10 protein-coding genes are annotated in these 14,772 nt (G+C 61.9%); 2 read left to right on the top strand and 8 right to left on the bottom strand.

Annotated elements, in window-relative coordinates; all coding sequences use genetic code 11:
* Positions 1 to 79 precede the first annotated feature (79 nt).
* The 4 genes from P2869_RS07650 to guaB all read right to left on the bottom strand — a co-directional run bounded on the left by P2869_RS07650 (position 80) and on the right by guaB (position 10,463).
* Complete coding sequence (locus P2869_RS07650; RefSeq protein WP_277597916.1) at positions 80 to 5,707, bottom strand: DUF3320 domain-containing protein; 5,628 nt, start codon at positions 5,705 to 5,707, stop codon at positions 80 to 82.
* 747 nt (positions 5,708 to 6,454) lie between these two features.
* The gene (guaA, locus tag P2869_RS07645; protein ID WP_017778163.1) at positions 6,455 to 8,038 is read right to left on the bottom strand and encodes a glutamine-hydrolyzing GMP synthase; all 1,584 of its coding nucleotides are present in this window, start codon (positions 8,036 to 8,038) and stop codon (positions 6,455 to 6,457) included.
* Between the two features lie 146 nt (positions 8,039 to 8,184).
* Positions 8,185 to 8,997, bottom strand: coding sequence for a hypothetical protein (locus P2869_RS07640; protein WP_277597915.1), 813 nt, complete (start codon positions 8,995 to 8,997; stop codon positions 8,185 to 8,187).
* Between the two features lie 5 nt (positions 8,998 to 9,002).
* Positions 9,003 to 10,463 (bottom strand): IMP dehydrogenase, encoded by a 1,461-nt coding sequence (gene guaB / locus P2869_RS07635; RefSeq protein ID WP_017778161.1) that lies wholly within the window; start codon positions 10,461 to 10,463, stop codon positions 9,003 to 9,005.
* A 258-nt stretch (positions 10,464 to 10,721) separates the two neighbouring features.
* Here guaB and P2869_RS07630 point away from each other — a divergent pair, with 258 nt between their 5' ends.
* Positions 10,722 to 11,711 (top strand): DMT family transporter, encoded by a 990-nt coding sequence (locus P2869_RS07630; protein WP_017778160.1) that lies wholly within the window; start codon positions 10,722 to 10,724, stop codon positions 11,709 to 11,711.
* 90 nt (positions 11,712 to 11,801) lie between these two features.
* On the opposite strand, the gene P2869_RS07625 is transcribed toward P2869_RS07630, so the two are convergent.
* A complete protein-coding gene (locus P2869_RS07625; protein WP_277597913.1) occupies positions 11,802 to 12,137 on the bottom strand; it encodes an RnfH family protein in 336 nt (111 codons plus the stop codon).
* A gap of 7 nt (positions 12,138 to 12,144) precedes the next feature.
* Positions 12,145 to 12,582, bottom strand: a complete 438-nt coding sequence (locus P2869_RS07620; protein ID WP_026122123.1) for a type II toxin-antitoxin system RatA family toxin — start codon at positions 12,580 to 12,582, stop codon at positions 12,145 to 12,147.
* Positions 12,583 to 12,694: 112 nt separating this feature from the next.
* Here P2869_RS07620 and smpB point away from each other — a divergent pair, with 112 nt between their 5' ends.
* Positions 12,695 to 13,141 (top strand): SsrA-binding protein SmpB, encoded by a 447-nt coding sequence (gene smpB, locus P2869_RS07615; RefSeq protein ID WP_017778157.1) that lies wholly within the window; start codon positions 12,695 to 12,697, stop codon positions 13,139 to 13,141.
* 129 nt (positions 13,142 to 13,270) lie between these two features.
* Here the strand turns inward: smpB and P2869_RS07610 are convergent, their stop codons facing one another.
* Together P2869_RS07610 and P2869_RS07605 are read right to left on the bottom strand one after the other, a co-directional pair.
* Positions 13,271 to 14,203 (bottom strand): stomatin-like protein, encoded by a 933-nt coding sequence (locus P2869_RS07610; RefSeq protein ID WP_017778156.1) that lies wholly within the window; start codon positions 14,201 to 14,203, stop codon positions 13,271 to 13,273.
* A gap of 45 nt (positions 14,204 to 14,248) precedes the next feature.
* Positions 14,249 to 14,692 (bottom strand): NfeD family protein, encoded by a 444-nt coding sequence (locus tag P2869_RS07605; RefSeq protein ID WP_277597912.1) that lies wholly within the window; start codon positions 14,690 to 14,692, stop codon positions 14,249 to 14,251.
* Positions 14,693 to 14,772 lie beyond the last annotated feature (80 nt).

The raw sequence follows: 14,772 nt of genomic DNA, 5'->3' as shown, positions 1-14,772 counted from the left end.
CTGGTCTTGATGACAACGTCATGCCGGAATTTTCCACTTCCAAATGGGATAGTTTTGTGGGTCAGGGTCATTCGGCAGGTCACACCGCCCGCCTCGATTCATCCGTGGCAGTCAACACTCCCGAGATTTCCTTCAATTGCCGTCGAGCGATCATGCTGTCGACGGCCTGCTCAAGGACGCTTCGAACCTGACTGCTTGTGTTGCGGATGCCAAACCCACGTGATACCGCCTGAACGACCTGCTCCCGCGTGGCGCCAAAGCTCCTCTCAATCAGTTGAAGAGTGGCGACTTCGATCTCCGCCGGCGGTAGCATATCGGCTCGACGAAGGGCAATCGTATTAACCCCCGAACGATCACGAGGCACCGGGACGTGGTTCGGCGTCGACAGGAACTCTCCGGAACGCGTAATCCGGCCCATCGTTACCGCAACATCAATGGATCGCCCGACCACATCTTCAATCCGGACACCGGCCCGCTTCAAACCCCACGCTTCCCGCATCCGGGTAATGACGTGGTCGCGATGCACAGGCCCCTCCACCTGGACTGCCTGGACCACCAACTCCGTCAACGCGCCCTGTGGCGCTTCGTGCAGTTCGCCGGTGAGATGGTTCGGCCGCAGCAAGGTCACTTCTTCGTAGGGTGCGAAACCGGCAGCGTCTTCCTTGTCCGTTACCGTCTCCCGCTCTACATAAGGCGCCTCGATATCCAGTTGCTCGGAAAGCACAGCATCTTCCCGCAACTCATCGAACTCAGACTTGAGCGCTTCAATGCGACGAATCAAAACGTCCAGTTGTTCGATCGGGCGCTGGAACCAGTCAGTGCTCCATATCCGGTGGATGGTCCAGCCGTGCTCCTCCAGGATGGCCTGCCGCAGCCGATCGCGATCCCGGGCCGAGCGGGCACTGTGGTATGCAGCACCATCGCATTCGATACCCAGTAGAAATCGGCCGGGGCGTTCGGCGTCGAGGACAGCCAGATCGATGAAGAAGCCAGCCAAACCTACTTGTGTCTGGACTTCGTAACCTCTCGCCCGCAATGCGTTGGCCACCTGTTCCTCAAACACGCTGTGATGATCGCGCCCCGTGACCTCCGCCATCGGCAGGCGCCCCGTGCGGGCATACTGGAGAAAAATCCGGAACGCGTTGACCCCTGCCCGCTCCGCCGCATAGGCCGGATCAATGTCTTCATCCGTCATGGACGCAAACACGTCGCATCGCTGCTTGGCGCGGCTAATCAAAACATTCAGGCGTCGCTCGCCGCCTGCCGTACCCAGTGGGCCAAACCGCATCGGCACTCGGCCGTTAGGCACGGATCGGCCATAGCCGACAGAGATAAAGATGACATCGCGCTCATCGCCCTGAACGTTTTCCAGATTCTTGACGAAGAACGGTTCCGAACGATGCGCCTTGAAGAACTCCTCAACGTCCGGTGACAGCTCGCGGCGCAGAAGTTCGAGTTCGTCAATGATGGCGCGGCGCTGGGCAGCGGAGAAAGCTGCGACTCCCAAGGAGAGCTTCGGGTAGGTGCGCGCATGAGCAATGATCGCCTGTGCCACTGCTTTCGCCTCGATCAGGTTATTGCGCTTGTTGCCCGCATCGAACAAACCTTCGTGGACGTGATGGAATCGCAGGCCCCTACCACCCTGTGCCGTGTAAGGGCTAGGCACGATGTAAAGTTTGTTCTCATAGAACTGACGATTGCTGACCGCAATCAGTGACTGGTGACGGCTCCGATAGTGCCAGCGCAACATCCGGGCAGGCAGGCCACGAGCTGCGAACAATCCAAGGATGCTCTCAATATCTGCGACTGCGGTCGCGCCTTCGTCATCCTCGTCTTCGTTGCTCGAGGTCATCTTGGCAAAGAAGGCGGTGGGCGGTAACTGCTTGGGGTCACCAACGACGACGACCTGCCTTGATCGCGCGATTGCACCCAAAGCATCAACGGGCTGAATCTGACTGGCTTCGTCCATCACCAGCAAGTCGAACTCCATACTTCCCGGCACGAGAAACTGCGCAACAGATAGCGGGCTCATCATGAAAACTGGCTTGAGCGCTCGTAAAGCTGGCCCAGCCCGCTCCACAAGCTTGCGCAACGAAATGTGCCCCTTCTTTTTCTGAATTTCCCCCCGGAGCACTCCTAGCGGCCCGAGCGCGCCACCATCGCGAGGTGGAACGTTCTGGTAATGCGCCTGTACCACTTCCGAGCTCGCGGCAATAATCCGCTGCCGATCCAGCGAGGCAAACTCCTGCACAAGACGTCCATGCGTGGCCCCATCGAACCGGGCGAGATCTGGTTGGAGACGAACCATGCGCGCATAAGTTGCCTCGAAATAGGCCATCTCAAATGCCGTGGCCAATGCTGCCGGCGCAAGTCGGCCGTCATCGAGGCGAGCAACCAGATCACCGCAACCCTGAGTCCGGGCCCGTGCCGAGCGATCCCGGTAGTTCACCCAGCGGAAGAGCTGTTCGTGTTCCTCGCTCCAGCGCCGCAGGCGCCAAACAATAACTTCAAGCCGTGCATCCGGAATCGTGCCGCCAATGGACGCTTCCAGGTCCAATTGGAGTTCGTCAGCCAACGCCTTGAGGCTGCTTTCGATAAGCCCTTGGGATTCCGTCAGCACTCTGGCACGAGGTACCAAATGCTCTCGCTCGCTGATCCGGCCGGCTAGAGCCCGGATGTCCGGGTTCTGTCCGATCCAGTCCGCGGCGGATTTGAGCACGGCCCAGTTGGACTGTTCTGCCTGCCACGCACTGTCGAATGCTGCCTGCCCCAAAGTTAAACCTTCGCGCACGGCCTGACGATCGCGTTGACCAGCGGCCAGCGCTTCCAGTAGAGAACGGGTTTTACCGGCGTCAGAGACTGACGCGGAGAATAGCGCGCCGGCGGCTGAATGCGCGCTCGTATATCGCATTGCGAGTTGGAGCAGGGAACTCAAATCGGCACGCTCCACCGCTGCCACGTCGCCGAATACCGGCCCTCGAACCGCCCCCAGGTCTTCCCAGACTTCTCGTAGTCCGTGTTCGATCTGCAGGCAAACGGACGACAGTTGCCTGGCGCGCGCCGCCACTTCCGTTTTTTCCGGGCTGCGCGCGGCGATCAGCCGGGGCTCGGCACCTAACCCCTTCAGAGACCGCATCCACTCGACCAACGCCAACAGCGGTGCTGACTGCGATCTGGCGCCACGCCAATCGTCGCCAAACGCGCTGCGTCCAAAAGCATCTTCGGCGTCGATGATCTTCTTCGCGTCCTGCCCCTTGGCCAAGGTATCCAGCAATCCCAGCACCATGGGTAGGGGCTGATTTGGGGTTGCCAGAACCGATTCGACCAACCGACGGGCTGCACGCCATTCACCGCTTAAATGACGGAAGACGCTTGTGCCGCGTGATGCCAAAGTTGCGCGTGCGGGAGCTAAGTTGAGGGCCCACGCCATCTCGGTCAACTGCGACCCAATGGCGATCTTGGCGGCATCGAGGTCGGCCACGGCTTGCGCGAGTTCACCGGCCCGCTCAATCCCATCACTCCATAGGTCCGACGCGAAGGTTTCCGGGCTGGCGGGCGGCGCCGATCCCACACGCTCACCGATGCGCGCCAGCATCTGGAAGTCTTCAAACGAGGACCCTGCCTCCCGCCCCAGTTGACGAGCGAGCGCCGCCGCTTCGCCCAACAAACGGGGAAGTTCTTCGGCTAGCCGGGCGAGGCGCTGGAACTGCTCCTCATTGAAGGTCTCGGGAAGCTCCGTGAAGGCACGGAGCGTGTCGCCCACGTCGATGTCCCATGCATTCCCAACAACTCGGTCAGCCAAAGCCTCTCGTTGTGCTGCATACCGTTGCCCAAGCTCGAGCAAGTGCTGGATGGGATCGGGATTCCGCCAGGCAGCATGTCCCATGGCCAACGCGGAGAGTATGGGTGCCACCGCGATGCGCTGGAGCAGTTCCACCATCGGAGGAATGTCAGACAGCCGAAGTGGCGGCGTGAGTTCCAGAAGCTCCGCGGCAACGGCGAACTGCTGCTGCTCCGCCACGACCCGATGCAACAACTGCTGAACGCGTGCGACCAGACGCTCGGCATCCATCGGTGAAATCGCAGCCAGCCCCACACCCACCCAGGCATGATCAGCTGGCCGACCAATTTCAATCACGCGGCTAGCCAAATCAGCCAGCAAACTCCGGCGCGCCGCGAAACCATCTTTGCCCCACTCCTCTGGGGTCTCCAGTTGAATGTCGTTGGGACGTTCACCCTGTTCGCGAAGACGAACCAGGTGCCCAATCACCTGGAACGGAGATAGCTCCGATTTCGAATCGACGGCGTGCAGATTCCTGGCATGGGCGTTGAGGCTGTCGCGCGCTTCGGTCAGACGTGCGAACAGGCTTCCCGGATCCGCTACCTTAGGAGCGCCCAATTCCCACGTTCGCCGAAGCTCGTCCAGTACCGCGCGCTTGTTGGCTTTGTTACTGTGCAGTTCCAGGCATGCGTCGCCGACGCCTTTATCATCGAGACGGCGTTTCACAACATCCAGTGCAGCCATTTTTTCGGCCACAAAGAGCACACTCTTCCCGTCCTTGACCGCGGCGGCGATGATGTTGGCGATCGTCTGACTTTTACCTGTACCCGGCGGCCCCTGGATGACCAGGTTCTTGCCTCGTCGCACTTCATGGATTGCCAACGCCTGCGAACTGTCGCAATCCAGGATATGAAGCATTTCCGATGGCGGGATCAGCCCATCGATGTTGGCGTCCTCATGGGCGAGGTCTTCACCGTCGGCAAAACCATCTGCTAACAGTGAGCGAATCAGCGGACGGTCAGCGATCGTGGCATCTTTGGGCCAAACTGCTTGATCCAGGTCCCGGTACATCAAGAACTTCGCGAAGGAGAAAAAACCCACCGACATATGGTCGGTGAGCACTTCCCACGTGTCCTTGGTTTCAACGCTCTTTCGAACCAGCTCCATATAATCGAGTGGCTCAAACGTATCATTCGCCTCAAAAGCTGGCATGCGAAGCGCATGCACTCGATCGAGATAAGCTTCGAGCGACAGGTTCGACGCAAAGTCCTCCTGCCTGACTTTCAAATTGAAGCGTTCGCCCGCGTTGCCGCGATCCAGCTGAACGGGGATCAATAGAAGCGGCGCATACCGAATGTTCTCCGCGTTATTCGGATCGACCCACTTCAGGGCGCCGATCGCCAGGAAAAGCACGTTGACGCCCTGCTCTTCCTCCAACGTACGTGCATCCAGATAAAGTTCCAGCAGGCGCTTCTGGAGACCCTTGCTGGTCAAACGTGTTTGCAGACGCGTGTCGGCATGCCGGCGCAAAACACCCCGCTCGTCAGTGCTGTTGTCTTCGGGCTGCGCCAATTCGTCGATCTCATCGAGTTCGGTCGGCGCCTTGTCCGAAGCAGCTTCTACTGAGGCTTCGTCAGCGCCCTCCCGCATCGGATCCCCGGTTTCCGCGGCGCGCCCTGCCAGGAACGAGAAAGTCTTCCCCTCTCGGACCAACAGCCGAAAAATCTCTCCCGCTTTCTCATCGATAATCTCGATGGAGCGACCTCCCCGAGCACCTCGGGGCATATTAAGCAGGCGATTGCGCGCTGATAAATCGAGTAACTCGATGCGAGCTCGCTCCAGCTTTTCAACAAGCGGCAAGTTACTCTGAAAAATGGACTGATCTTCACCGGCCGCAGTCGCGGCTTGCCCCCGTACTGATTCCATGAATCCCCCGGTCCTTTTTGCCTTCTTGTTATTCGAAGGCCCCTTTTCGACGAAGACTATAACCCTTCTTTGAGAACGAAACGCCAGCGATCCCAGAAAAATTGTGACGGGGACGTCTTGAACCATACGAATGAAGCGGGTACGGGTTCACACCGTCTCCATTCATCCCCTCATACTGATGCTCCGATTGGCATGACGAGTGTGAAGAAAAGCCGCAGCATGCGGCTTTTCTTCAGTTGACCAACTTTCCGCTACTACTGAATTGTCCAAAATTTCCGTCGGTACACGCGTCGTGGACAGCAGGAATTGTTGTACGAGCTTGCCCACGACCGAGAACCCCATTCTGGAAGCCCCAGCATGCAATTCCGACGCTGACGGGTAATGCTCAGAAAGGACTGCGAAGTGCAAATTCGGTGAGCATCGATGCTGGTTTTCGTGGTTGGTACAACTTTTACCGTCACCAACCACAAGCCCTCGATGTGCCCGCAAACCCGCGCCACGCCCAGCTTTCTGGAAAAAATTTTACCGTCACGCCCGAATCGCGCTGTCGGTAGATTATCGAGTCCGGATAATGAATGAGATGGATACCGTCTGTTTTGCCATCATCTTGTGACGCAGACATCCTTGGCTGTCTCCGGAATCGCCGAAAAATCCTTTTATATTCAAAGACTTGAAATATACGCCGGAACAAGTAAAAGTTTCGCGCGAAATTTCAAGTCATTGATTTCATTATAATTTTTTTACCGCCTACTCCCACTCAATCGTCGCCGGCGGTTTCCCCGAGATGTCGTACACCACGCGATTGATCCCGCGCACCTCGTTGATGATCCGGTTCGAGACGCGCCCCAACAATTCGTGCGGCAGGTGCGCCCAATGCGCGGTCATGAAGTCGAGCGTCTGCACCGCGCGCAGCGCCACCACGTATTCGTAGGTGCGGCCATCGCCCATCACGCCCACGCTCTTTACCGGCAGGAACACCGCGAACGCCTGGCTCGTGAGGTCGTACCACGACTTGCCGGTTTCCTTGTCGATGGTGGTGCGCAGCGTTTCGATGAAGATCGCATCCGCGCGGCGCAGCAGGTCCGCGAAGTCGCGCTTCACTTCGCCGAGAATGCGCACGCCGAGGCCCGGACCCGGGAACGGATGGCGGTACACCATCTCGTGCGGCAGACCAAGCTTCACGCCCAGCTCGCGCACCTCGTCCTTGAAGAGTTCGCGCAGCGGTTCGAGCAGCTTGAGGTTCAGCGTTTCTGGTAGACCGCCTACGTTGTGGTGGCTCTTGATGGTGTGCGCGGCCTTCTTGCCCTTGCCCGCGGACTCGATCACGTCCGGATAGATCGTGCCCTGGGCAAGCCACTTCGCATCCTTGAGCTTGCCCGCCTCGGCCTGGAACACCTCGACGAATTCAGCGCCGATGATCTTGCGCTTCGCCTCCGGATCCGTCACGCCCGCGAGCTTCGACAGAAACGCCTCGCTCGCGTCCACATGAATGACCTTCACGCCGAGGTGGTCGGCGAAGGTCGCCATGACCTGTTCGGCCTCGTTGAGGCGCAGCAGACCGTGATCCACGAACACGCACGTGAGCTGGTCGCCAATCGCGCGATGCAGCAGCGCGGCAGCGACTGACGAATCGACGCCACCCGACAAGCCCAGAATGACGTGCTCGTCGCCCACCTGCTCGCGAATCTTCGCGACGGCTTCGTCGATATAGTGGCCCATCTCCCAATCCGCCTTCGCACCCACGATGCCGAGCACGAAGCGTTCGAGCATCGCGCGGCCTTGAACCGTGTGCGTGACTTCAGGGTGCCACTGCAGGCCGTAGAAATGACGCGATTCGTCGGCCATCGCGGCGATCGGGCACGACTCGGTGGAGGCCATCAGCCTGAAGCCTTCGGGCATTTCCGTGACCTTGTCGCCGTGGCTCATCCAGACTTTCAGCATGCCGTGACCTTCCGGCGTGCTGAAGTCTTCGATGCCTTCCAGGAACTTCGTGTGGTTGCGCGCCCGGACTTCGGCGTAACCGAATTCACGCACGTGACCGCCGTCCACCTTGCCGCCCAGCTGCTCGGCCATCGTCTGCATGCCGTAGCAGATGCCGAGCACGGGTACGCCGAGTTCAAACACCGCTTGCGGGGCGCGCGGCGTATCGGTTTCGGTGACCGAATTCGGGCCGCCCGAAAGGATGATGCCCTTCGGCGCGAACTCGCGGACGAAGGCGTCGTCGACGTCGTACGGATGGATTTCCGAATACACGTGGGCTTCGCGCACACGTCGTGCAATCAGCTGGGTGACTTGCGAACCGAAGTCGAGAATCAGGATCTTGTCGTGCATGGCAGCGGACGGAATCTAAGAAAGAACGGATACAAAAAACCGCGCACGATGCGCGGCATGGATTTCAGTGCGTACTTTTCAGTGCGTAGTGCCGGGCGCGGACGGATTGCGACTGCTTTGGAGCGGGCCGAGTCTTTCGCGTGGCGTCAGCCATGGAACGGCGGCCGCGGGGCGCCCGCGGCCTCCCTGCGGGCTTCGTCGCGGGCTGCGCTGGTGGTGCTTCCAGCCGCCGTCGTCTCGCTCGCCGCCCCCTGGCCGGCCGCTGCACTCGCCCTTTCCTGCGTCTCGTCGCGCCCCGCGGCAGCGGTGAGACCGGGTTCGACAGGGTGGCCGGTAGCCGGACTCACAGGCGCTTCGCTCATGGTTGCCGAAGGGCCTGGCGCAGCGCTCGCCGAGTGATAAACGGGCGCCGGTTCGGGGCGAGCCGGCTCGACTACGGCGGGCTCAACCCGATAGCGTGCGGCATTGAATGCGGGCTCACTTCCGCTGACGGCAGGCGCGCTTTGCGGCGCCGGCTTCGCAGAACGGGCAGCCGTCGCGTCTTCTGCCACGCGTGCCTTCTCGCGCCTGCGTACGGCCGAGGCCAGCCGCACGCTACCCAGTCCGAGTACGAGCAACCCCACAGCGGCGAGCCCGGCCACGAGCTGTCCGAATCCCGTCAACGACGGCGTATGCAGGCCGATCAGCCAGACCAGCATCACCACGCCGCTCAGCCACTCGACGTGCCCCGCCACCTTGGCCACCGTAGACGTCATCGCCCCGTCGATCGACGCATGCAAGGCGAGCCAGGCCAGCCCGACGAGCGCGACGCCGAACGCCTGGCCGACGAACGCCGGCTGCGGCTGCACGAGCTGCAAGGCGTTGTAGAGCGACGTCCAGGGCGTAAGCAGAAACAGCACCCCGAACGTCAGCAGCAACAGCGCATCGACAATCAGCACAGCGCGCAGCAGTGGCTTCATTGGCGTCAGTCCACGTGGTAGTTCGGCGCTTCCTTGGTGATCTGCACGTCATGCACGTGCGACTCGCGCATGCCCGCCGCCGTGATTTCGACGAATGCGGCCTTCTCGTGCATTTCCTCGATAGTGCGGCAACCGCAGTAGCCCATGCTGGCTCGCACGCCGCCGATCAGCTGGAACAGGATCGCGTTGACCGAGCCCTTATAGGCGACTCGACCTTCGATGCCTTCCGGCACCAGCTTGTCGATGTTGGCGGAGTTGTCCTGGAAGTAGCGGTCCGCGGCGCCGTCCTTCATCGCACCTACCGAACCCATGCCGCGGTACGACTTGTACTGACGCCCCTGGTACAGGAACACGTCGCCCGGCGACTCTTCGGTGCCCGCCAGCATGCTGCCCATCATCACGGCGTTCGCGCCGGCCGCGATGGCCTTGGAGACGTCGCCCGAGTAGCGCACGCCGCCGTCCGCGACCACCGGCACGCCGGTGCCGCGCAGCGCGTCCGCAACGTTCGCGATTGCGCTGATCTGCGGCACGCCCACGCCCGCCACGATGCGCGTCGTGCAGATGGAGCCGGGGCCGATGCCGACCTTCACTGCGTCCGCGCCGTATTCGACGAGCGCCTTCGCGGCGTCCGCAGTGGCGATGTTGCCGCCGATCACCTCGACCTGCGGGTAGTTCTTCTTGACCCAGCGCACGCGTTCCAGCACGCCTTTGCTGTGGCCGTGCGCCGTGTCGACGACGATGACGTCCACGCCGGCCTGCACGAGCAGTTCGACCCGCTCTTCGTTGTCCGGGCCCACGCCGACCGCAGCGCCGGCGCGCAGCTTGCCGTGCTCGTCCTTGCAGGCGGCCGGGTGTTCGGTTTGTTTGGTGATGTCTTTGACCGTCATGAGGCCGCGCAGCTCGAACGCGTCGTTCACCACGAGCACGCGCTCCAGACGGTGGCTATGCATGAGCGACTTGGCTTCGGAAAGCGGCGCGCCTTCCTTCACGGTGACGAGCCGCTCGCGCGGCGTCATGATCGTGCGCACCGGTTCATCGAGGCGGGTTTCGAAGCGCAGGTCGCGGTTGGTCACGATGCCGATCAACTGTGCGCCTTCGACCACCGGAAAACCCGAAATGCCATGCTGCTGCGAAAGCGCCATGACGTCGCGCACCTTCATCTGCGGCGGCACGGTGATGGGGTCGCGCACCACGCCCGACTCGAAGCGCTTGACCTTTGCGACTTCGCGCGCCTGCTCGGCAGGCGTGAGGTTCTTGTGGACGATGCCCACGCCGCCCTGCTGCGCCATGGCGATGGCGAGCCGCCCTTCGGTCACGGTGTCCATGGCTGCGGACACGAGCGGGATGTTCAGGGAGATGTTGCGGGTCAGGCGGGTCTTCAGGCTGGTGTCGCGCGGCAGAACGTCGGAGAAGGCCGGGACGAGGAGCACATCATCGAACGTGAGTGCTTTCTGGATCAGACGCATGGCAAATCCTATAGGCGCAAAAGCAGATTATACGCGATACCTCCCCGGTTTTCACTGCACGAACAGCAGCTTAGCGACGTTTTGCCGAAATTTTTTGAGGTGTCCGGCGCGAAAAATTCGCTTTGCGGTTCGCCTGCCGTTCGATCGGTTTTCGTTTTTGCGTTCGGTCGCAACCGGCCCGTTGCAGGATCGAACAAGACCGCGCGCCGCCCATACTGTTAAGCTGCGCGCCTCGTTTGACCGTTTCCGGGATTCCAGATGCAGCGCGGTGTGATGTACGGCGTTCTCGCCGGTGCGTTATGGGGCATGGTGTTTCTCGTACCCCGTCAATTATCGGATTTTTCGCCCTTCCTGCTGAGTTCGGGCCGCTACGTGATGTACGGGTTCGTCTCGCTTGCGGCGCTGCTGCCGATGATCCGCACCGTACCGGGCCGCCTCACGCGCGAGGATCTCGTCGCACTGGTCAAGCTCGCCGTGGTCGGCAACCTGCTCTATTACCTGCTGCTCACGGGTGCCGTCCACATGGTCGGCATCGCACCGTCGTCGCTGATTGTCGGCGTGTTGCCGGTGAGCGTGACCCTGCTCGGCCGGCGCGACCACGGCGCCGTGCCGCTTTCACGCCTCGTCTGGCCGCTCGCGATGGTGGTGGCGGGCATCGTCTGCATCAACGTTGACCTGTTCTCCACGGGCGGCACGGCGAGCGACGCAGCGGGTCACGACACGCTGACGAAACTCGCCGGCATCGCCTGCGCGGTGGGGGCGCTTGCGTGCTGGACCTGGTTCGCAGTCGAGAACGCACGCTGCCTGCGGCGCATCCAGCATTTCAGCGGCAACGAATGGTCGGTGCTGTGGGGCGTGGTGACGGGCGCGCTCGGCCTCGTCATGTGGGGCGCTATCGCGCTACTGCCCGCCGGCACCGTGCAGACGGCGCTGCCGACACCGCGCTGGCATCTGTTCTGGGCCTTGAATCTCGGGCTCGCGATCGGCGCGTCGTGGCTCGGCAATGGGCTATGGAACGCGGCGTCGCGGCGGTTGCCGCTCACGCTCTCCGGCCAGTTGATCGTCTTCGAGACGCTCTTTGCGCTGCTCTACGCGTTTATCTACGACCACCGGCTGCCGCGGCCGCTCGAGATTGCCGCCATCGTGCTGCTGGTGGCAGGTGTGAGCTGGTCAGTCCGCCAACACGGAAACGAGGATGGGGGCGACGGGCAGTCGATCGAGGAAAAGGCGCAAGCTGCGGCGCATTGATGATGCACGGATCGCGCTCTGAAGACGCACGGCGCGAGGCGGGACTGAAGGAGCGCTGGAAGCGCTCCGTAGGCGGCGCGACCTGCCCGCTTACCGCGAATCCTTGGGCAACCATTTGCGCCCTTCGATCGAGCCTTCGCGGCGCGTTTTGTCGACGCGCCGCTGACGGGCCAGCTTCGGATCGACGATCAGCGACCGGTAGATCTCCACGCGGTCGTGATCGGCAAGCGGCGCGTCGAGCGGCTTGAGCTTGCCGAACACCCCGGTCTTCTGCCGCGTGAGGTCGATGTCAGGGTGTCGCGACAGAATGCCGCTCGCGTCGAGCGCGTCGCGCAGCGTGGCGCCTTCGGGAAGGTCGACGGTGAGGAGTGTCTGCGCGTCGGGCAGCGCGTAGCAGACGTCGATGGTGAGCCGCTTGGTAGTCATGCCGCGCTCACGCCCGCCCGTAGCGCTGATCCGCGCGCTTCACGAACGACTCCACGAACGTGTTGGCGATGTGATTGAAGACGGGCCCGATGATCTTCTCGAGCACGATGCTCGTGAATTCGTAGTGCAGCGCGAATTCGATCTTGCAGGCGTCGGCGCGCAGCGGCGTGAAGCGCCAGTAGCCCGTGAACTTGCGAAACGGGCCGTCCGCGAAGTCCATGTCGATGCGCGTGGGCCGTTGCTGCGTGTTATGCGTGGCGAAATGGAGCTTGATGCCCTTGAAATGGATGTTGATGCGCGCCTCCATTCCGTTTTCGTCCTTGTGGCGAATTTCCACGCCACCGCACCAGGGCAGGAAGTTGGGGTAGTCGGCAACGTCGGTGACGAGGTCGAACATCTGTTCCGCCGAATGGCGTATCAACACGGTTTTCTGGACATCAGCCATAAATGCACGGCAGGCGGCGAGGATTGGGCAGCAGCGACGGGCCCGCGCCACGATTGCCGGCCCGCTTTGCTAAAATCACAATTTTAAACGAGTTGGGCACTTTCCATATTTCATGAGCATCATCGACAACAGGAAGGCCTTCTTCGATTACTTCATCGAGGAACGCTACGAGGCGGGGCTCGTGCTGGAAGGATGGGAAGTCAAGGCGATACGCGCGGGCCGCTCGCAGATCAAGGAAGGCTACGTGGTGATTCGCGACGGCGAACTGTTCCTGATCGGGGCGCACATCAGCCCGCTGCCAGAAGCGTCCACGCACATCAAGCCCGACCCTGTCCGCACGCGCAAGCTGCTTCTGCACGGCAACGAGATCAGCAAGCTGATCGGCAAGGTGGAGCAACGTGGCTACACGCTCGTGCCGCTGAACTTCCACTACAAGGGCGGCCGCGTGAAATGCGAGATCGGCCTCGCGAAGGGCAAGAAGCAGCACGACAAGCGCGAGACGGAGAAAAAGCGCGACTGGGAACGCGAAAAGGCGCGGCTCATGCGCACGCCGGGCTGAACGTCGTCGAAGCCGCCCTCTTTCCGGGCGGCAAGCCGTACAACGCGGCGCGAATTGCCGGACACCCCCCGCAAAACAGCACGGCCCGCAACATGCGGGCCGTTTTGCATGGCGAAGGCTCCAGCGCGGTTAGCTGCCGCGCACCTCGCTGCCTTTGCCCTTCACGATGGTGAGCGCCGAGGCGATCATCGATCCCATGTCGGCCAGATTGCCGGGCACGATCAGCGTGTTGCCCTGCTTCGCGAGATTGCCGAACGCGTTCACGTACTGCTCGGCCACCTTCAGGTTGACGGCTTCCATGCCGCCTTCGGACTGGATCGACGCGGCGATTTTCTGGATGGCCTGCGCGTTCGCCTCGGCCACCGCGAGAATCGCTGCCGCCTGCCCTTGCGCCTGGTTGATCGCCGCCTGCCGCTCGCCTTCGGACTTCTGGATCGCCGCTTCGCGCGCGCCCGCGGCCAGGTTGATCTGTTCCTGCTTGCGTCCCTCGGATGCGGCGATCAACGCCCGCTTCTCGCGCTCCGCGGTGATTTGCGCCTGCATGGCGTGGAGAATTTCCTTCGGCGGCGTGAGGTCCTTGATCTCGTAGCGCAGCACCTTCACGCCCCAGTTGGAGGCAGCTTCATCGAGCGCGGACACCACGCTGTGATTGATGAAATCGCGCTCCTCGAAAGTCTTGTCGAGTTCGAGCTTGCCGATCACCGAGCGCAGCGTGGTCTGCGACAACTGCGTGATGGCGAAGACGAAGTTGCTCGATCCGTACGACGCCTTCATCGGGTCCGTCACCTGGAAGTACAGCACGCCGTCCACCTGGAGCTGCGTGTTGTCGCGCGTGATACAAACCTGGCTCGGCACGTCGAGCGGAATCTCCTTGAGCACGTGCCGATAGGCCACGCGGTCGATGAACGGCAGCACGAAGTTGAGCCCCGGCGTCAGCGTGGCGTGATAGCGCCCGAGCCGCTCCAGCACCCATGCATGCTGCTGCGGCACGATCTTGATGGTCTGCGCGATCAGCACCACGACGATCACGAGCACGATCAGCCCGACGACTGGTATTTCCATGGTTGTTCTCCGTTTGTTGTGCTGCGCTTTTTCTATTGCGCCCCGTCAGGCGGGCGACCCATGCTTGCGCGCCGCGACGACGAGGCAACTGCCGCGCAGCGCGGTGATCTCGTAGAAGTGCGCGTCCTCCGGTTCGCCCGGCGCGAGCTCCACGTCCCACTGCGCGCCGCGGTACATCGCCCGTGCCGGACGGTCGCGCCAGGCCGTCACCGTGAGCGGCGACCCGATGTCGATATTGACGTCCGGATTGTGCGCTGCGTCTTTGCGCCGCAGCCGCCCGAAGCGCGAGCGACGCAGCGCCAGCACGGCGACGAGCGCCACCAGCGCAGCCACGGCGAGCTGCACTTCGACTGGCGCGCCGCTCCACTGCGCGAGCCCCGCGGCAATGAAGCCGAGCGCGATCATCAACAGATAGAACGTGCCGCTCATCAACTCCAGCACGATCATCGCCCCCGCGCCGACCCACCAGAACAGTCCGTGAATGGCCACGACGATCCCCCCAAACGAAAACACCCCGGATTGACCGGGGTGTTATAGCACGTGTTGCAGCACGAATCGGGCGCTTTCTT

Origin of the sequence: Paraburkholderia sp. SUR17 (assembly GCF_029536165.1) — a bacterium.
Taxonomy (GTDB): Bacteria; Pseudomonadota; Gammaproteobacteria; order Burkholderiales; family Burkholderiaceae; genus Paraburkholderia; species Paraburkholderia kururiensis.
This window is presented reverse-complemented; position numbering and strand designations above follow the sequence as displayed.

What these genes read in the sequence shown, in the direction of transcription:
- P2869_RS07650 (WP_277597916.1), bottom strand. Translation starts at nt 5,707, where the DNA reads ATGGAATCAGTACGGGGGCAAGCCGCGACTGCGGCCGGTGAAGATCAG.
- guaA (WP_017778163.1), bottom strand. Translation starts at nt 8,038, where the DNA reads ATGCACGACAAGATCCTGATTCTCGACTTCGGTTCGCAAGTCACCCAG.
- P2869_RS07640 (WP_277597915.1), bottom strand. Translation starts at nt 8,997, where the DNA reads ATGAAGCCACTGCTGCGCGCTGTGCTGATTGTCGATGCGCTGTTGCTG.
- guaB (WP_017778161.1), bottom strand. Translation starts at nt 10,463, where the DNA reads ATGCGTCTGATCCAGAAAGCACTCACGTTCGATGATGTGCTCCTCGTC.
- P2869_RS07630 (WP_017778160.1), top strand. Translation starts at nt 10,722, where the DNA reads ATGCAGCGCGGTGTGATGTACGGCGTTCTCGCCGGTGCGTTATGGGGC.
- P2869_RS07625 (WP_277597913.1), bottom strand. Translation starts at nt 12,137, where the DNA reads ATGACTACCAAGCGGCTCACCATCGACGTCTGCTACGCGCTGCCCGAC.
- P2869_RS07620 (WP_026122123.1), bottom strand. Translation starts at nt 12,582, where the DNA reads ATGGCTGATGTCCAGAAAACCGTGTTGATACGCCATTCGGCGGAACAG.
- smpB (WP_017778157.1), top strand. Translation starts at nt 12,695, where the DNA reads ATGAGCATCATCGACAACAGGAAGGCCTTCTTCGATTACTTCATCGAG.
- P2869_RS07610 (WP_017778156.1), bottom strand. Translation starts at nt 14,203, where the DNA reads ATGGAAATACCAGTCGTCGGGCTGATCGTGCTCGTGATCGTCGTGGTG.